Raw genomic sequence first — 17,999 nt, 5'->3', positions numbered from 1 at the left:
TGTATTGGTGGGTTGCTTCTTTTTTTTTTATGTGACATTGGCTTGGATGGGGGGGGTGGCTGGGCTGGGGGGGGGGGGGGCCGCGCACAGTCCTGTGCGCGGCCCGCGCTGCTCGTCGTCACGGGATCAAGGCGACGCCGCCCCACCCGGCCCGGTCGGTGAGCCTGCCGGTGTTCGCGTCGGGCCGCCAGCGGGGCCAGGAGGTGTAGCCGGGCTCCACGAGTTCGAGCCCCTTGAAGAACTCGACCGTCACGGACGGCTCGCGGAAGATGTACGGGATCGCGCCGGAGCTGTTGTACTCGTCCTGCACGACCTGGTGTTCCTCGTCGGCCGCGGTGGAGTGGCTCACCGACAGATAGCTCCCCGAGGGCAGCTTCTCCACCAGGCGGCGCACCAGGGACAGGGCGTCGTCCCACTCGACGATGTGCCCGAGCACGTCGTTGATCACCAGGGCGATGGGCTGGGTCATGTCGAGCGTCTTGGCCGCGCCCGCAAGCACCGTCTCCGTGTCGCGCATGTCCGCGAGGACGTAGTCGGTGGCGCCCTCGGGGGTGCTGGTGCGCAGCGCGTGCACGTGCAGCAGGACCAGCGGGTCGTGGTCCACGTAGACCACCCGGGAGTCGGGGGCGATGCGCTGGGCGACCTCATGGGTGTTGTTCGCCGTCGGCAGTCCGGCGCCCAGGTCGAGGAACTGCCGGATGCCGGCGTCCCGCGCGAGATAGGTCACCGAGCGGCGCAGGAAGTCGCGGGACTCCTGCGCGAAGGGCTTGATCTTCGGGTACTTGCCGCAGTACGCGTCCCCGGCGCGCTGGTCGGCGGGGTAGTTGTCCTTGCCGTTGAGCCAGTAGTTCCATACCCGGGCGCTGTGCGCCACGGACGTGTCTATCTGCGGGGGCAGTTGGGTCGGTTCGGTCACGCCAGTTCCTCTTTCGATCTGTGGGGATGGGGAGCTGCGGTGCAGGCGTAGTCGAGCAGCATGAGGTAGGCCGTCACGGTCTCGCGCGCGTCCCACACGTCGGCCGTGCCGGGCAGTCCGCCCTCGCGGACCACGTGGTCGGAGATCTCCGGCACCTCGACGCGGTAGACGGTCAGCGGCGGCTTGCCGGTGAGGGCGTGCGGCGGGGCGTCCAAGGGGTGCACCTGCAAGGTGACTTCGGGCCGCTCGGCGGCGGCCCGCAGGGCCTTGGTCTGCTCCGCCATGATCTCCGCGTCGCCCACCTGGGTGCGCAGGGCGACCGCCGACATCAGGGCCCAGACGCGCGTCTGCTGGGCGCGCAGCCGCTCTTGACGTTCCATCAGGAATTCGATGCGCCGGTCCTTGTCCGCGGGTGACAGGCCGGGACGCAAAGCGTCGTCGACGGCGCGGGCATAGGCCGGGGTGCGCAGCAGGACCGGGACGAGCGCGGGGTGCCAGGTGCGGATGATGCTGGCCGCGGACTCCACGCTCATCAGGTCCAGCTGCCAGGAGTCCATGACGGCACGCCACGGGTGCCACCATCCGGGACGGTTGGCCGCCGCCAACTTCCCGAGGAATTCCTCCGTTTCGGCGGGGCCCGCGCCGTAAGCCGCCAGAAGCGTGGAGACCTGGCCCGCGTCCAGGGACGTCTGGGCCTGTTCGATGCGGCGGACCGTCGCCGGGTGGGCGCCGAGCGCGTCGGCCGCCTCCCGGAATGTCAGTCCCGCCGACTCACGCAAAGTTTTGAGCCGGGTGGCCAGAACGAGGTGCGCGACGGTCCTGCCGGATCGTTCGCGGGCCACAAATCCCTCCCCCTTTCCCGCACTTACCGCAACTTGTGGATAGTGCACACCCTGTACCTTGCAATCCCTGCGCGCAACCCTTTCTATGGCATCACTGCCTGCTCGGCGAAACAGAGCCCGGACCAGCTCAGAAGGGGGACAGGTAGATGCCTGAAACGCCGTCAATGCGAACGGATTCCGGCTGGGGGCTGGTACGGCTCCTGGTGGAGCCGTATCCGCATGCCTGAGGCGAACAGCCCCTTAAACGACACGACGCGAGGCGACACGACCCGAGGCGACACGGCCCGCGGCACCCGGCGACGGCCGCCGCGCGGTCTCGCCTCCCGCCTCTCGGCCCTCCGGCGTCCCGCCCCGGCCGAACGGCCCTCGCCCCTCGCGCCCGACCCCGAGCTGTCGCCGGGTGACGAGCGCTATCTCCAGCGGGTCCACGACTTCCTGCATCTGCTCAACGGGGAGTGGGACTGGGACGTCCTCGTCGCCCTGAGCGCGGGCCCGCTCCAGTACACGGAGCTCCTGGACACGGTGCGGGAGCGCACCCCCGCGAGCAAGTGGGCCGCCGGGCCGCGCCGGTACCTCCAGGAGCGCGCCCTCAGCCGCACCCTGCAACGCCTCACGGGGACCGAACTCGTCCACCGCGAGCGCGAGGTGGACTTCCCGTACGCCGCCGCGTACCGTCTCGCGCCGCCCGCCGCCGCCCTGCTCGACGTCATGACCCCGGCCGCCGAGTGGGCCGAGGCCCACTCCGGCCTCCTGGGGCGGGCCCAGGAACGCAGACGGCGGGCTCCCGACGCCTGACGCGACCCGACACGCCCCGTCGACCGCGGGGCGCCCGACGCGACCCGTCAGCCGCGGGACAGAGGCGCGGTGACCGGGCCGTACACGGCCCGTACAGATTCGGTGGAGATTACGCCACCGAAACTTACCGATCCGTAAGAAATCTGTCCCGCCCCTCCCCTTGTGGCCCTATTTCACCCGCCTGACCAGCACTGATCGTCCGCGCCCCGGGCACCGTACCCCTCTCCCGCCCTGCGCCGGGGTGGGGTACGGTCACGGCGCTGTGCGGAGCGCCACAAGGAGCATCATTGCGCGAGTTCTCGAATCCTCCGACGGCGTTGGCGCCGCCGGTGGGCGGCCTGGCCGACGCCGTGTTCGACCATGCACTCGAGGATCCGCTCCACATCGCCCTCGGCCGCAAGGCCGACGACCGCTGGCAGGACGTGACCTCCGCACAGTTCCGCGACGAGGTCCTTGCCCTGGCCAAGGGGCTGCTCGCCCAGGGCGTGCGGTTCGGCGACCGGGTCGCCATCATGAGCCGCACCCGCTACGAGTGGACGCTCTTCGACTTCGCCCTGTGGACCGTCGGCGCCCAGGTCGTGCCGGTCTATCCGACGTCCTCCGCCGAGCAGGTCTTCTGGATGCTGCACGACGCGGGCGTCTCGGCCGTGATGGTCGAGCACGAGGACCACGCGATGACGATCGGCGCGGTCATCGACCGCCTCCCCCAGCTGCGCCGCCTCTGGCAGCTCGACGCGGACGCGGTCGGTGAACTCACGTACGCGGGCGCCGAGATCGACGACGAGGTGGTGCACCGCCACCGCCGGGCCGTCACCCCCGACTCGATCGCCACGATCATCTACACCTCGGGCACCACGGGCCGCCCCAAGGGCTGTCTGATCTCGCACGCCAACTTCATGTTCGAGGCGGACACCGTCATCGAGCGCTGGGAGCCGGTCTTCCACTCCAAGCGCGGCGACGAGGCGGCCACGCTGCTCTTCCTGCCGCTCGCGCACGTCTTCGGGCGCATGGTGCAGATCGCGGCGGTGCGCGGCCGGGTCAAGCTCGGCCACCAGCCGCAGCTCAACGCGGCGGCGCTCATCCCCGACCTGCAGGCGTTCCGGCCCACCTTCATCCTGGCCGTCCCGTACATCTTCGAGAAGGTCTTCAACGCGGCCCGCCGCAAGGCCGAACGCGACGGCAGGACCGGCCCGTTCGACAAGGCCGTCGAGGCGGCCGTCAAGTACGCGGACGCCGTCGAGGCCAAGTCCTTCGGCACCGGCCCCGGGCCGAGCGCCGCACAGCGCATGCAGCACCAGGTCTTCGACAAGCTCGTCTACGCCAAGGTGCGCGAGGCGATGGGCGGGCGCGTGCGGCACGCGATGTCCGGGGGCTCCGGCATGGACCGCCGCCTCGGCCTGTTCTTCGCGGGCGCGGGCGTCACGATCTACGAGGGCTACGGGCTGACCGAGTCCACGGCCGCCGCCACCGCCAACCCGCCCGAGCGCACCCGCTACGGCACCGTCGGCCAGGCCATCCCCGGCACCACCGTGCACATCGCCGAGGACGGCGAGGTCTGGCTGTACGGCGGCAATGTCTTCCAGGGCTACCTCAACGACCCCAAGGCCACCGACGCGACGCTGCACGACGGCTGGCTCGCCACCGGCGACCTGGGGGCGCTCGACGAGGACGGCTATCTCACGATCACCGGGCGCAAGAAGGAGATCCTGGTGACCTCCGGCGGCAAGAGCGTCTCCCCGGGCCTCCTCGAGGAACGGGTGCGCGACCACCCGCTGGTGGCCCAGTGCATCGTCGTCGGCAACGACCGCCCCTACATCGCGGCGCTCGTCACCCTGGACGCCGAGGCCGTGGAGCACTGGCTCACGATGCGCAACAAGCCCCAGCTCTCCCCCGCCGACCTGGTCCGCGACCCGGACCTGGAGACCGAGGTGCGCCGCGCCGTCGTGGCCGCCAACACACTGGTCTCGCAGGCCGAGTCGATCCGCACGTTCCGGATACTGGCGCACCAGTTCAGCGAGGAACACGGGCTGCTCACACCCTCGTTGAAGCTGAAACGGAAGGCCATCGAGCAGGCGTACGCGTCCGAGGTCGAGGCCCTCTACCGCGCCTGAGCCGCCACGCCGACGGTTTCTGACGCCTCATCAATTTCCATCGCAGCACTTATTGACGGTTCATCAGGTCGCGCACAGAATCAGCCCCACTTCGACGGAGGGGGCTCGACCGTGCCGCGATCGATCCGTGCCATCACCGCCACCGTGGCGGCCCTGCTGCTCGCCACCACCGCCTGCAACTCGGCGTCCACCGGCGGAAGTTCTACGGACAGCAAGGGCGGCACCAGCCGGGGCGTGACCGACGACGCCATCAAGGTCGGCGGCATCGTTTCCATGACGACCGCCAGCGGCTACAGCAAGAAGGACACCGACCTCGGCGCCCGGGCCCGCTTCGAGCGCGCCAACGCGGCGGGCGGCGTGCACGGCCGGAAGATCGACTACACCGGCGCCGAGGACGACGGCCAGGACCCCGCCAAGAACCTCGCCGCCGCCCGCAAGCTCGTCCAGCGCGACAAGGTCTTCGCGATCGCCCCGATGAGCTCGGTGACGTTCTCCGGCGCGGACTTCCTCCAGCAGCAGAAGGTCCCCACCTTCGGCTGGGGCACCATCCCGCCCTTCTGCGGCCCGAGTTACCTGTACGGCTTCGGCGGCTGCATGGTCCCGATGCCCGGCGGCACCATCACCCAGAGCTGGCCGGAGGGCCTCAAGAAGGTGATGCACGGCTCCCAGGGCAAGACCGTCGCGATCCTCGCCAACGACAACGACGCGGGCACCTTCGCCATCCGCACCTACAAGCAGAGCTTCGCCGCCGCCGGCTTCAAGGTGACGTACGCCAAGTCCACGGTCCCCGCCACCTCGGTGCCGAACGACTGGTCCGCGTACACGAAGGCGATCCTGCGCTCGAACGGCGGCAAGGCCCCCGACGCCGTCGTCTCCGTCATGCAGACCCCGTACAACATCGGCCTGTTCACCGCCGTCAAACGCACCGGCTACCGGGGCATCCTCACCGACCCGACGGACTACGACCCCGGCCTGCTCTCCAAGAGCGCCACGAAGAAGGCCCTGGACGGCGTGCACGTCCTCCTGGCCTTCCAGCCGTTCGAACAGAGCAGCCCGGCGATGAAGCAGTTCAAGGCGGACATCAGGAAGACGGCGGGGAAGGATGTCCCGCTCAACATGCACATGATGACGGGCTACATGTCCGCCGACCTCTTCCTCGCCATCGCCGACAAGGCGGGCAAGGACCTCACCGTCGAGTCCTTCCAGAAGGCGGCCGACGGCTACTCCGACACCGGCACCATGGTCGGCGACCGCGCCCTGCCCAAGGGCCAGAAGGAGGCGTTCGGCTGCGGCGCCCTCGTCCAGCTCAAGGGCGGCGCGTACCGCGTGTCGGCCCCCTTCAAGTGCTACGAACCGATCCCCTTCAAGTAGAGGGGGCCAGTCCCCATGTCGGATCTGCTGGGCTTCATCCTGAGCGGACTCGTCTCAGGCGCGCTGTACGCGCTCCTGGCCACGGGCCTCGTCCTGTCCTACTCCGCCTCCGGACTCTTCAACTTCGCCCACGGCGCCACCGCCTACCTCTGCGCCCTCACCTTCTACGAGCTCCACTCCGGCCTGGGCTGGCCCGCGGTGCCGACGGCACTCCTCCTGGTCTGTGTCGCGGCCCCGGCCCTCGGCTGGGGCCTGGACCGCCTGATGTTCCGGAAGCTGGCCCGGGTCGGCGAGACGGCCCAGATCGTGGCAACCATCGGCCTGTTGGTGGCCCTGCCCGCGCTCGGCCTGTGGGTGGTGGAGCTGCTTGAGGACGCGGGCGCGTCGGTGAAACCGGCGGAGAACCAGTTCGGCCTGCCCGGGGTGGGGCCGAGCCCGGCCACGTCATGGCAGCTCATGGACGGCGTCGGCATCGACTCCGACCAGCTGATCACGTGGGTGGCGACGGCGGCGGTGGCCGTGTCCCTGTGGCTGCTCATGCGCCACACCCCCCTGGGCCTGCGGCTGCGCGCGGCAGTCGACAATCGCTCACTGGTGGAGCTGCGCGGCATGAGCGCGGACCGGCTGTCGTCGGTGGCGTGGATGCTCTCGTCGGGGCTGGCAGGACTGGCAGGAGTCCTGGCGACTCCTCTCCTGGGCCTGTCGTCACACGACTTCACCCTGTTCCTGTTCGTGTCGGCGACGGCGGCGGTGCTGGGCCGCTTCATGTCGGTCCCGCTCGCCTTCGCGGGCGGGCTCGGGCTCGGGGTGCTGCAGAACCTGGTCGCCGGATACGCGGACTTCGCGGACCGGATCACGGGCTTCCGTACGGCGGTGCCCTTCTTGTTCCTGTTCGCCGGACTCCTGCTCCTCACCCGGCGGCAGCGGGCGGCGGGAACGGCGGCGGCGGACGCGCCACCGGTGGACTACTTGGCGGGGAGGTCGTGGGCGCGGCGGTGGGGTCCGTGGGCAGTGGCGGGCGTGCTGCTTGCCGTGTCGTTCTACACGGTCACGACCCCGTTCTGGAGCGGCGTCCTCGCCCAGGGGCTGGCCATCTCGTTGGTCTTCATCTCCTTCACGGTCGTGACCGGGCTCGGCGCGATGGTGTCGCTGGCGCAGGCCACGTTCGTGACGGGCGCGGCGCTGGTCGCCGGGCTCCTGATGAGCCATGGGTGGCCGTTCATCGCGGCGGCGCTCGTGGGGACGGGGTGCGCGGCGCTGCTGGGCGCGGTGGTGGCGCTCCCGGCGCTGCGGCTGGGGGGCAGGTCTCTGGCGCTCGCGACGCTGGCGCTGGCGTTCCTGGCGGACCAAGTCCTGTTCCAGATGGGGTGGTTGAGGAACGGCGACACGGGGTGGGAGATCCCGCGCCCGGTGTTCGGCCCCGTCGACCTGAGCGACGACCGGGCGATGGGGGTGGCGATGGTCGTCCTCGCCACGGCGGCGGTCGCGGCGCTCAGCGCGCTGCGGAACTCGGCGTCGGGCCGGGCGATGCTGGCGGTCCGCTCGGCTCCGGCGGCGGCGCTGGCGTCGGGGGTTTCGGTGATACGGACGAAGCTGCTTCTGTTCACGCTGTCGGCGGGGCTCGCCGGTTTCGGCGGGGTGATGTACGCGTCGTTCAACACCCGGATCACTGCCACGGACTTCACGGCGATGACGGGGCTCGTATGGCTGGCGGTGGTGGTGGCCGCGGGGGTGCGGAGGCCGCAGTTCGCGGTGGTGGCGGGGGTGGTGTTCGCGGCGGTCCCGCACGTGCTGAGCGACTACGTGACGGAGTCGGTTCAGGTGCCTGTGGTGCTGTTCGGCTTGGCCGGGCTGGCGTTGGCCAACGACCCGGACGGGTATTGTGCGGCGGTTTCGGTGCGGTTGCATCGGAGGCGGGTTTCGATGCCGCCTCCTGGGGCGGATCCAGCCCGTCCGGCGTTTGAGGACGAGGCGCGTTCAGCGCCGACAGCGGGGTCCAGGGGCGCAGCCCCGGGAAGGGCGCCCCAGGGCGACGGAGTCGCCGATTCGGGAAGGGGCGGGACTGGGGAAAGGACCGCCGAAGGCCCGGCCCTCGCCCTCCACGACCTCCACGCGGGCTACGACGGCGCCCCCGTCCTCCACGGAGTGACCCTCACCGTCCACCCCGGCGAGATCGTCGCCCTCCTGGGCCCCAACGGCGCCGGAAAGTCGACCACGTGCAAGGCGGCCGCAGGACTCATCCCGCCCACCGAGGGCCAGATCCGCATCGGCGGACGCGACGTCACACACACCGGCCCCGCCCACCGCGCCCGCTCCGGCATCCTCCTCGCCCCCGAGGGCCGCGGCATCTTCCCCTCCCTCACCATCGAGGAGAACCTCACCCTCCACCTCCCCGACAAGGACCAACGAGACGCCGTCTACGCCCGATTCACGGCGCTGGCCGCCCGCCGCAAGGTGGCAGCAGGCTCCCTCTCCGGCGGCGAACAGCAACTCCTTGCCCTGGCCCCACTCCTCCAGCGCCCACCGAAGGTGCTCATCGCGGACGAGCCGTCGCTCGGTCTGGCGCCCCGCATCGTCGACGAGGTGTTCCACCTCCTCACCGAACTCCGCGACGCAGGAGCCGGGTTGCTCCTCGTGGAGGAGAAGGCAGCGGAGGTCCTCGGGGTGGCGGACACGGTCGCGTATCTCGCACAGGGCCGCGTGTCGTGGTGCGGCCCGCGCGCGGAGGTCAGGACGGATCGGCTGACGGAGGCGTACTTGGGAATGACATCAACCACGACCGGGACAAGCAGAAGCACACACACCGACCCGACAACGGAAGGAGTGAGCCACCCATGACCCGCCCACACCAACACGTGCTCGCGGCCTCCGGCATCGGCGTCCGCTTCGGCGGCATCCGCGCCCTGGACAGCGTGGACCTCACGGTCAGCCCCGGCGAGGTCTGCGGCCTCATAGGCCCCAACGGGGCAGGCAAGACAACCCTCTTCGACGTCCTGTCCGGCATCCGCCGCCCCGACACGGGCCGGATCCTCCTCGACGGCACCGACGTCACACGCCGCTCCCCCGTCTGGCGGGCCCGCCACGGCATGCGCCGCACGTTCCAGCGCCAGCAGCTCTTCGGTCAGCTGACGGTCACCGACAACCTCCTGGTCGCGCAGGAGTGGCGAGGCGGCGGGGGCGGTTTCGCAGCGGACCTGCTCTCCGCACCGACCCGCCGCAAACACGAGGCATCCCGCCGCGAACGGGCCACGGCCGTCCTGCGCGAATGCGGCCTGGACACACTCGCAGCCGACTACGCGGGCGCACTCCCGGTGGGCCAGGCCCGCATGGTGGAACTGGCCCGCGCGGTGGCCGACCCCCCACGCGTCCTGCTCCTGGACGAACCGGCCTCCGGCATGACGGCGAACGAGAGAGCCCACCTGACGGCAGTCATCCGCCACTTGGCCGACGAGGAGGGCTGCGCCATCGTCCTCGTCGAGCACAACGTCGCCTTCGTCATGGAGCTCTGCGCCCGCGTCGTGGTCCTCGACCTCGGCAGGGTCCTGGCCCAGGGCACGGCGGCGGAGGTCCGGGAGGACCCGAGGGTGCGGGATGCGTACCTGGGGGCGGCGACGACGGCGTGACCTACCCCGGCGGGCCACCACCCTGTTGCGGCCACCGTCCACCGCCGTAGTAGTGGTGGTGGTCGCCGCCGTGCCCCGCCCTTCGGCAGCAGCGATAGGTGTCTTCGGGCTTCTGATCCCAGCAGAGACCCGGAATCTCGACTCCCCGCAGATGCACCTTCTCTTCAGTCATGCTCAACCTCCTGTGCGTAGGCGTCGAGTTCGCGGAGGCGGCGGCCGAGCTCGGCGACGTACACGGCCGCGGCCAGTGGGGCGTCTGCGGGGAGCTGTTCGGCAAGGGTGTTGTCGGCTGCGTCGATGACACGCTGCCGGTTCCACCAGTCGACGGTGCCGCGGTCCAATCCGTCCGCCTGCCTCTGCACCAGCGGCAAGCGTTCCTGCAGTGCGGCTCGGAGTCGCTCGTCCAGGGCACGCATGTCAGTTGTGCACGGCAGGGTGCGGCAGGCCGAGAGGGCTTCCTCGATGAGGTCGTCCACCGGGGAGAGTTGAGCGTTCATGGTGTCCCCGCATCCACGTTGATCAGGTAGGTGACCAGCGTGGGCCCCAGCCGGGGTCACAATGCTCACAGATTTGTGAGCGTTGCGAGCGGGACCTAGAGGCCGATCCAGGCAGCCATGTGGTTCAGCGTGTCGGGTGTGCGGCGTGCGAGGTGGACGAGACCGGTGATGGTTTCGCGGGCGCCGGGGTGGTAGCGGGTCTGCTCGGGTGCGGCGCGGCGGGCGTCGACGAGGGAGTGGAGCGCAGCCTCGGTGTGGCCGGTCTCCATCTCGGTGTGGGCGCGCTCGATGAGGAAGTGCGCTCGGCGGCTGGTGGCGAGAGCCGGCGGGAGAACCATCTTGCGCCCCTGCTTCAGGGCGTCGTCGTAGTGGCGCATCTCGACTGCGGTGGACATCCGGTGCAAGGCCACATTGGCCGGGCCGAAGGACAGCCAGTGGATGTCTGAGGCGTCGCCGGTGCGTTCGGCCAGCTGCTTGGCTTCGGCGAGGTGTCTGTTGACGGCGTGTTCGTCGTCGGCGCGAGCGGCGATGACGGATGCGCCGAGGTGCAGCTGCCCGGTGACAGCGAGAGCTTCACGTGTCCGGCCAGCCTGGTCGATGATCCTGTGTCCGGAGATGATGAGGCGTTGCCCGATCGAGTACTCGCCTTCACGGAAGTACACCAGTGCTCGCATGTATTGGCGAACCGCCGCGAGGCAGGGGTCGGAGGCGCGGGCGGCGGCCCAGTCCATCCGGTCGAGGGCGACGGCGGACAGGTCGTAATAGCCGAGTTTGACGGTGATGTCGTGGGCGGTCCGGTAGGTGGAGGCGAGCGCCCGCCAGAGGGCGGTGGAGGGTTCTGTCCACGCTGTGCTGGTGAGTTCGGCGATGACTCCGGGCAACGCCTGGGCCGCATTCCTCAGGTGAGTGGCACGGACCTCTTGGCACAAGCAGTCGGCGGCTTCGATGAGCTGCTGGGCCGGTCGGCAGGTGAGGTCGGGGTTGGCACCGAGGTCGTAGAGGTCGATGGCCTCACGGATGGGGCGGACCAGCGCAGCGAGGCGATCCTGCTGCAGCTCGGTGATATAGGGCTGTCCGTTCAGGACGGTGACGTCGACCTGGAGGGCACGGGCGACAGCCGCAGTGAAGTCGTCAGTTGCAGGGCGGGCACCGCATTCCACTTGGTTCAGCAGGCTGTAGGAGTAGGGGATCCGGTCCGCGAGTTGGACCTGTGTCAGGCGGGCCAGTTTCCGTTGCTCTCTGATGCGTGCGCCTGTGTGGTCGCCGTCCAGTCCGGGCATACGGGTCTCCATTCCTTGCAGCCACTTGGAACGGTACCCACGCCAGGGGGTGTTGGGCCTCGCTGCGCCCCCGACCTGTCCAGTTCTGGGGCGGTCGCATGTGATCGGATGGGGCGTATGACGTCTCGTGTGCTGTATCTCTTCGGGTCTGCTGCTCCTCCGGTCTTCGACGTGGCGAAGGTGATCGAGGATGCGCAGCAGCGGGGGTTCGATGTATGTCTCGGGTTGACGCCGACTGCGGCCCGCTGGTTGGAGGAGTCCCTGGATGGGCTGGCTGCGTTGACTGGGCATCCGGTGCGCTGGGAGTACAAACGGCCGGGGGAGCCGGATGCGTGGCCGAAGGCGGACGTGATCGCGTTCGCGCCCGCCACCTTCAATTCGATCAACTCGTGGGCTCTCGGGCTGACGCACGACTTCGTGATCGGAGTAGTCGCCGAGGGCATCGGCAAGGGCATTCCGCTGGTGACGATGCCGTGCGTGAACACCGCCTACGTTCAGCACCGGCGGTTCGAGCGGTCAGTGGTCGAGCTGCGCGAGATGGGCGTAGAGGTGCTGTACGGAGAGGGCGGGTTCGCGCCGAATCAGCCGGGCCAAGGGCGCCCGGACGAATATCCGTGGCCTCGGGTTCTTGACGCAGCAGAGCAGATCGTCGGCCCTCGGGCCTAGGCTGGCATCACGCCCCCGCGCGACCGCTCCAGGCGCGCTCGGTCATCCAGATAGTGAGGTCGCGGGCGATCTCGCCGACCTCGGCGGCAGTGGAGACCTGGTGCTCACGACGGGCGACATCACGACGAACCACCTCGTAGCCACCTTCCTCCAGGACGGCGACCGACACGAACCAGGCCGGGTCGGCCTCGTCGGGCTGAATGACGACGAAAGTGTTGTCCGCGTCGTCAAGGTCGTCGACCAGCATGAACAAGGCGTCCTCGGACGGATCGTCGACGCAGTCGCCGTTCTCGCTGTCGGCGCGGTAGTACGCAGCCCTCACCATGCCCGTCTCCCCTCAGCCGCTCCGGCCCTCACCCCACCGGAGGCAGCGCCAGCCACTCCCGCCACGTGATGTCCCGCCCCACATAGCGCGGCTGCTTGAAGGGCCACTCCGCGGCCAGCCACTGCGGCACCAGCGCGTCGAGCGCCCGCTCCGTCTCGCTGTCGACCAGGGCGTCCACCACCCACCAGGAAATCTCGGCGTCGGCGCCGACGCGCTCGGGCGGGTCGACGTAGACGCAGCCGAGGAGTGCCGTCTCCTGTTCGTCCAGGAGCGCGTAGTTGAACGACTGGTGGGCGGCGATCTCGCGCTCGTGGCGCAGGAGGTCGATGCGGTCCTCGTCGTAGGTCATCGACTCCTGGGGCCAGTCCCAGGCCGGGCCGAAGATCTTCCAGAGGCGCTCCCGGGAGCCCATCACGGCCGGGTAGTCGATCGCCGTGTCGGCCTCGCGGATCGGGCGGAGGTGAAGTGTGGTGCCGGGTACGGGGACGTGGACGGGGTGGACGAAGTCTTCGGGCAGCCAGCTCATAGGGAGCGAGGCTACATCTGGGGGGTGCGGGGGCTCGCGCTCTTTTCGGGACCCGCTCCCTTTCGGGGCCTCTCGCTCTTCTTCGTCGTCTACGGCGCAGCTCACGGCAGCCGAGGTGCGCGTCTGCCCGACGGACACCACGCGCGCCCCGGCCGCCGCCCGCCCTACCCGGAGGAGCCGCCGACCGGGTAGGACGCGCCGAGCCACGCCTCGTCGATCCGCAGCCGCTGGTAGCGGGTGGTGTCGGTCGACGCCGCGTGGGTGCCGGTCACCTCGAGCCGGATGTGGCGGGCCGTCGTCGGCGGGATGTCGAGGACCGCCACGCCCCGGTGGCTCGGCAGGGTCCCGGCCTTGACCGGGGTGCCCCAGTGTGTGCCGTCGGTGCTCGCGTACACCCGGTAGCCCTTGATGCGTGCCGACTGCTCCGTGCCGGAGCGGGGGTAACTGACCGAGTCCTCCCGTTGGTTGAGGGACAGGTAGCGCACCTTTCGCGCCGCCGTACCCAGGTCGAAGGTCAGCGACGTGGATGCCGTGCGGTCGCTGTCCCAGTACGTCTCGTAGTCGCCGTCGGCCGCCGCCGACGCGGGGTGGCCGCCCGCCGCGCTGCTCGCGCTCATCGTGTAGCCGTCACGCGGGATCGCGCCCTCCCGTCCCGCCGTCGTCACCTTGAAGACCGTGTCGTACGGGTCCCAGGTGCCGAGGGCGAGGTCCGTGAGCGTCAGCGTTCCGCCGGACTGGGAGAAGGGGATGCGCTCTCCCGTACGGAGGTCGGTGACCGCCGTGACCCGGTAGCCGTTGTCGCGGACCTTGAGCGTGGACGACCCCAGCGGTGTCAGTACGTGGATGTAGTGGCGGTCCAGGTCCGCCCTGCTGACCGTCGTCACCCCGTGTGCGCCGTCGTTCCAGAAGCCTGGTTTGAGGCCGCCGTACAGGTAGCCGCCGCCCTCCACTGCGCTCAGGGACTCCCAGATCCGGTCCAGGTAGCCGTCGGCGAAGGTGTTGAACGCCGCCTGCCTGGAGGGGAGTTCGCCGTTCAGCATGGCCGTCTCGGCCATCAGGGACTTGACCGAGGAGCCCACGTTCGTCACCAGGCGGCCCAGCGTGAGCTTGCGGTCCACCTCCGGGTCGCTGCCCGTGTACCACCAGGAGCCCGTCGAGGGGAGCTTGAAGTCCGCTTCGGTGAGGCGGGGTGCCGCCGTGTAGATGGCCTGGGGGTAGTCGTAGGGCGGGGTCATGCCGGTCTTCTGCTCGTTGCTGATCATGTCCATGATTGGCGTGTCTTCGTTGTTGTTGCTCAGGGTGTAGTGCGGGCGCCTCTCATAGATCTTGCGGTAGAGGTCGTGGCTCTCCCAGTACGCGTTGTCGTTGTCGATCCAGAAGCCGCCGAGGTCGGGGTAGCGGTCCATGACCTCGAAGAAGTTGTCGTACGAGAACTCGCCGAAGCCGTCGCGGGTGGTGAGGTCGACGTCGCGGCCCTTGTGGTCCGAGTACGCCTTCGAGTCGAGCCACTCGTGGCCGCCCTCGTCGTGCCACTGCGGGTCGTCGGTCATGTAGAGGATCGTCCTGAGGCCCTTGGCCTTGGCCGCCGCGATGAGTTCGCCGAGGAAGTCGCGGCGCGTCGAGCAGCTGCCGGGGATCGTGGAGGGCCAGGGGCGCGCGTAGCCGAGGCGGCTGTGGAAGGTGGCGAGGACCAGGTACTGGGTGTGCAGCTTCTGCGCCTCCTGCACCCAGCGGTCGGGGGTCCAGCCGCCCGCCGTGACGTCGTTCTCCCAGTCGCGGCAGTCGGTGTGGGCGGGTGCGGTGCGCTCGCCCCAGTGGAGGAAGAGGCCGCCGACGGAGGAGCGCAGGAAGTCCTGGCGCGGGTGGTGGACATCGGCGCGGGCCGCCGGGCCCGGCAGCGCCGGCACCCCGAGGAGGAGTGCCAGCGCGGCCAGGACCGACAGGAAGCGGCGCCGCACGCCCGTCGTGAGCGTCATCAGGGCCATGACGGACCCGTCATCAGTGCCATGACGGACCGCCCTTACCCGAGCGTGACCTTGAAGATCTTGTCCGAGCCGTCCGGCTCACCGCCGTTGTTGTCGGCGTTCGTCGTGGACAGCCAGAGCTCCTTCGCCCCGCCCGGCACGGCGGTGACCGCGCGCAGGCGCCCGTAGTCGCCCACGTAGAACGCCTTCGCCGTGCCGACGTCCTCGTTGTCGGCGTTGATGGGGATGCGCCACAGGCGTTCGCCCCTGAGGGCCGCCATGTAGATCGCGCCGTCCACGACGGCGACGCCGCTCGGGGATGCCTCGGCGACTCCCCACGTCTTCTTGGGGTTGGTCATGCCGGACGTGTCGCAGGTGCCCTCACATATCGGCCAGCCGTAGTTCTTGCCGGGCTTGATGAGGTTCAGCTCGTCCTTGGAACTGTTGCCCAACTCGGCCTCCCACAGGCGCCCTTGGGGGTCGAAGGCGATGCCCTGCGGGTTGCGGTGGCCGAGGCTGTAGACGTAGTTGTCGAAGGGGTTGCCGGGAGCGGGCCTGCCGTCCCTGGTCATGCGGAGGATCTTGCCGTTGAGGGAGTTCTTGTCCTGGGCGAGGTCGGGGGTCTGGGCCTCGCCGGTGGTGGCGTACAGATAGCCGTCGGGGCCGAAGGCGAGGCGGCCGCCGTTGTGGTACTTGTTCTTCTTGATGCCTTTGAGCAGCGCCTTGTAGTCGCTGAGCTTCGTCCCGTCGTACGTCATGCGGGCGATGCGGTTGCCCTCGGACGAGGTGTGCATGAAGTACACGTAGTGGTTGCTCGCCCAGTCCGGGTCGACGGCGACCCCCATCAACCCGCCCTCCCCGCCCGTGGTCTGGGCCTCGGGAACGGTGCCGACCTGGGTCTTGTTGCTGCCGTCCGCCGACACCTTCCACACCCGGAAGTCGTCCCGCTCCGTGACCAGCGCCGAGGAGCCGTCGGGCATCCAGTAGGTGCCCCAGGGGATGGTCCAGCCGGTGGAGATGGTGCCGATGTCCTTCGGCTCGCTGTCCTCCGCCGAGGGCCGCACGGGTGCGGCGGAGACGGACGGCACGTACTGGCTGACGCCGACGACGAGGGCGGCGGCCGCCCCTACGACGGCGGCACGGCGTCGCACGCGCGTGGTGCTGCTGTTCATCTCAACCTCCGTACTGGGCGACGATCTTGGTGAAGTCGTACGGCTGCTGCGGGACCCCGCTGCAGGCGTCCCCGTCGCCGCCGGACCCGCAGGCCCGGTCGCGGTTGACGGACCAGAAGGCGAAGCGCGCGATGTGGTGCTGCTGCGCGTAGCCGAGGATGGTCTTGAAGTCGCCGGTGGTGACGGTCTCGTCGGCCTCGTCGGTCTTGCCGTTCATGGAGGAGACGCCGATGTGCTTGAAGGCATCGGTGTCGCCGTAGCCGTAGGCGCTCTTGACCGCCGCCTTGAGGCCGTCGAGGGCGCTGACGGTGGCCTGGCCCATGGAGCCGCTGTGGCCGCCGAAGTCGAACGGCATGATCACCCAGGCGTCGTTGGCGAGCCCGGCCGCGGCGCCCCGCTTGATGAGGTCCTTGCCGGTGGCGTCGGGGCCGTTCGGCGTGGTCCCCATGGTCACGTACGTGACGATGCCCGGGTTCTTCTGCTTCACGATCTTCAGGGCGTCCACGACGCGCTGGCGGACCGTCGCGTTGGAGAACTCGGTGTTCTCGATGTCGATGTCGAACGCCTTCAACTTGTAGGCGTCGATGACCTTTTGGTAGGCGCCGGCGAGCGCTGCGGCGCTCGTGCACTTCTCGCCGAGCTTGTTGCCGCTCCAGCCGCCGACGGAGACGACGATGTCGCCGCCCGCGCCGCGTATGGAGTTGATGGCCGCCTCGTCGGAGCCGCCCTTGAGGGCGCGGCTGCCGTCCCACTTCGGGTTGCAGCCGCCGTCGGACAGGATGAAGGCGAGCGTGAACCACTTGACGCCGGTGGCGGCCATGACGTCGGTGGGCTTCTGCGGGTTGCCCCAGCCCAGGTACTCGTACGGGGCGGCGTGGAGGGTGCCCGCGGCACGCGGTGCGGAGGGCGCGGGGGACGCCTGGGCGGACGACGGCTCGGTCACGAGGGTGAGCGAGGCGGCGGTGAGGAGGCCGGTGGCGGCCAGGGCCGTGGTGACTCTGCGGGGGGTGTGGGCCATGGGGGCTGTGTTCTCCTTCTCGGTGTTAGGAAGAGTTCCTAACAGTGGATGGGCAGAGGTGTCCCAACGCGTGCAGTGCGGAACGGAGTTACGTGAGCTGGTAGCCGCGCAGGTCGGTGAGGAGCATGTACGTGTTCTGGAGCGAGCCCGAGGTGTCGCCGAGGGAGCGGTAGATGCCCCACTTGGGGCGCACCCGGTCGGCGAGGAAGGTGTCGACGCCGGACTTCGACGTGTCGATGACGGTCGTGGCGCCGCTCTTGAGGATCCAGCGCAGCGAGCCCGCCGAACCGTTGCCGATCTTGATCTGGAAGTCGACGTCGATCCACTTGTCCTGCAGCGGCTCCAGGTCCGTGCGGCCCACCAGGACGTCGTCGGTGAACTGCTTGAGCTCGATGGTCTGCCGGCCGTCCACACGGCGCAGCGACTGCACGACGATCGGTGAACTGCCCTGGCCCGGCTGCTTCATCTGCATGATGTGCGTGAAGGTCGTCGTCGCCTTGAGCGAGCTCGGTATGTACATGCGGTACGTGACCCGCCAGGTCTGTCCCGACTGCCACTTGAGGTACGAGTCCCCGGTGCGCAGGCCCGTGACCTCCTGGCGCTGGCGGTCGGTGTGGGTGTCCCGGTCGACGGTGTGCATGGTGAAGCGGAAGGCGTCCCCGTCGGGCTTGATGTGGGGGCGCCCCGCCGGGTGCGAGTCGGCGCGGTCGTCCTCGATCGTCTCGAAGGCGCGCAGGCCGTCCGTGCGTGCGGAGGGCGACCAGCGGAGCTGCCAGGACGCTGCGGGCGCCCCGCCGACGGGCGCCCCGGCGGCGACCCGCGCCCCGGCGGCCGCCGCCACCGTGCCGCCGAGTGCCGCTCCCAGCACGGCCCTTCGTGATGGAGTCATGTGT

Annotated in this window: 17 protein-coding genes; 6 read left to right on the top strand and 11 right to left on the bottom strand. The window is 69.7% G+C overall.

Annotation, left to right across the window (positions count from 1 at the left end; translation table 11 throughout):
• Window positions 1–118: 118 nt before the first annotated feature.
• A complete protein-coding gene (locus ACFWYM_RS39180; protein ID WP_384848477.1) occupies window positions 119–916 on the bottom strand; it encodes an SAM-dependent methyltransferase in 798 nt (265 codons plus the stop codon).
• Window positions 913–1,758 carry a helix-turn-helix domain-containing protein gene (locus tag ACFWYM_RS39175; RefSeq protein WP_384848474.1) on the bottom strand — a complete coding sequence of 282 codons (846 nt, stop codon included), beginning with the start codon at window positions 1,756–1,758 and terminating at the stop codon, window positions 913–915. The genes ACFWYM_RS39180 and ACFWYM_RS39175 overlap by 4 nt, the downstream gene beginning before the upstream one ends.
• A 219-nt stretch (window positions 1,759–1,977) precedes the next feature.
• Here ACFWYM_RS39175 and ACFWYM_RS39170 point away from each other — a divergent pair, with 219 nt between their 5' ends.
• The 5 genes from ACFWYM_RS39170 (at window position 1,978) to ACFWYM_RS39150 (ending at window position 9,658) form a co-directional block, all read left to right on the top strand.
• Window positions 1,978–2,553 (top strand): winged helix-turn-helix transcriptional regulator, encoded by a 576-nt coding sequence (locus ACFWYM_RS39170; protein WP_384848471.1) that lies wholly within the window; start codon window positions 1,978–1,980, stop codon window positions 2,551–2,553.
• 287 nt (window positions 2,554–2,840) lie between these two features.
• On the top strand, window positions 2,841–4,664 hold the full coding sequence (locus ACFWYM_RS39165) for an AMP-dependent synthetase/ligase (protein ID WP_384848468.1): 1,824 nt from the start codon (window positions 2,841–2,843) through the stop codon (window positions 4,662–4,664).
• A gap of 111 nt (window positions 4,665–4,775) precedes the next feature.
• The gene (locus ACFWYM_RS39160; protein WP_384848465.1) at window positions 4,776–6,035 is read left to right on the top strand and encodes an ABC transporter substrate-binding protein; all 1,260 of its coding nucleotides are present in this window, start codon (window positions 4,776–4,778) and stop codon (window positions 6,033–6,035) included.
• Window positions 6,036–6,050: 15 nt separating this feature from the next.
• Entirely contained in the window at window positions 6,051–8,873 is a 2,823-nt protein-coding gene (locus ACFWYM_RS39155) for an ATP-binding cassette domain-containing protein (protein ID WP_384848462.1), read from the top strand.
• The gene (locus ACFWYM_RS39150) at window positions 8,870–9,658 is read left to right on the top strand and encodes an ABC transporter ATP-binding protein (RefSeq protein WP_384848459.1); all 789 of its coding nucleotides are present in this window, start codon (window positions 8,870–8,872) and stop codon (window positions 9,656–9,658) included. The genes ACFWYM_RS39155 and ACFWYM_RS39150 overlap by 4 nt, the downstream gene beginning before the upstream one ends.
• A 1-nt stretch (window position 9,659) precedes the next feature.
• On the opposite strand, the gene ACFWYM_RS39145 is transcribed toward ACFWYM_RS39150, so the two are convergent.
• The 3 genes from ACFWYM_RS39145 to ACFWYM_RS39135 all read right to left on the bottom strand — a co-directional run bounded on the left by ACFWYM_RS39145 (window position 9,660) and on the right by ACFWYM_RS39135 (window position 11,435).
• Window positions 9,660–9,830, bottom strand: a complete 171-nt coding sequence (locus ACFWYM_RS39145; RefSeq protein WP_384848456.1) for a hypothetical protein — start codon at window positions 9,828–9,830, stop codon at window positions 9,660–9,662.
• Complete coding sequence (locus tag ACFWYM_RS39140) at window positions 9,823–10,155, bottom strand: DUF6415 family natural product biosynthesis protein (protein ID WP_384848453.1); 333 nt, start codon at window positions 10,153–10,155, stop codon at window positions 9,823–9,825. The genes ACFWYM_RS39145 and ACFWYM_RS39140 overlap by 8 nt, the downstream gene beginning before the upstream one ends.
• Before the next feature lie 95 nt (window positions 10,156–10,250).
• The gene (locus tag ACFWYM_RS39135) at window positions 10,251–11,435 is read right to left on the bottom strand and encodes a helix-turn-helix domain-containing protein (protein WP_384848450.1); all 1,185 of its coding nucleotides are present in this window, start codon (window positions 11,433–11,435) and stop codon (window positions 10,251–10,253) included.
• 117 nt (window positions 11,436–11,552) lie between these two features.
• Here ACFWYM_RS39135 and ACFWYM_RS39130 point away from each other — a divergent pair, with 117 nt between their 5' ends.
• Entirely contained in the window at window positions 11,553–12,101 is a 549-nt protein-coding gene (locus ACFWYM_RS39130; protein ID WP_384848447.1) for a flavoprotein, read from the top strand.
• 7 nt (window positions 12,102–12,108) lie between these two features.
• Here ACFWYM_RS39130 and ACFWYM_RS39125 read toward each other — a convergent pair whose 3' ends face one another.
• From ACFWYM_RS39125 to ACFWYM_RS39100, 6 genes are all read right to left on the bottom strand, one after another.
• The gene (locus ACFWYM_RS39125) at window positions 12,109–12,426 is read right to left on the bottom strand and encodes a hypothetical protein (RefSeq protein WP_384848444.1); all 318 of its coding nucleotides are present in this window, start codon (window positions 12,424–12,426) and stop codon (window positions 12,109–12,111) included.
• 28 nt (window positions 12,427–12,454) lie between these two features.
• Complete coding sequence (locus tag ACFWYM_RS39120) at window positions 12,455–12,952, bottom strand: N-acetyltransferase (RefSeq protein WP_384848442.1); 498 nt, start codon at window positions 12,950–12,952, stop codon at window positions 12,455–12,457.
• 164 nt (window positions 12,953–13,116) lie between these two features.
• Window positions 13,117–14,928: a discoidin domain-containing protein gene (locus tag ACFWYM_RS39115; protein WP_384848439.1), complete on the bottom strand. Its 1,812-nt coding sequence runs from the start codon at window positions 14,926–14,928 to the stop codon at window positions 13,117–13,119.
• A 44-nt stretch (window positions 14,929–14,972) separates the two neighbouring features.
• Window positions 14,973–16,088 carry a PQQ-dependent sugar dehydrogenase gene (locus ACFWYM_RS39110; RefSeq protein ID WP_384848436.1) on the bottom strand — a complete coding sequence of 372 codons (1,116 nt, stop codon included), beginning with the start codon at window positions 16,086–16,088 and terminating at the stop codon, window positions 14,973–14,975.
• 1 nt (window position 16,089) lies between these two features.
• Complete coding sequence (locus tag ACFWYM_RS39105) at window positions 16,090–17,106, bottom strand: chitinase (protein ID WP_384848433.1); 1,017 nt, start codon at window positions 17,104–17,106, stop codon at window positions 16,090–16,092.
• An 88-nt stretch (window positions 17,107–17,194) separates the two neighbouring features.
• Entirely contained in the window at window positions 17,195–17,995 is an 801-nt protein-coding gene (locus ACFWYM_RS39100) for a heparin lyase I family protein (protein WP_384848430.1), read from the bottom strand.
• Window positions 17,996–17,999 lie beyond the last annotated feature (4 nt).

The organism is Streptomyces sp. NPDC059009, from assembly GCF_042740175.1.
In the GTDB taxonomy this organism is placed as follows: domain Bacteria; phylum Actinomycetota; class Actinomycetes; order Streptomycetales; family Streptomycetaceae; genus Streptomyces.
Note: the sequence above shows the minus strand (reverse complement) of the source record. Positions and strands in the feature narration are given on the sequence as shown.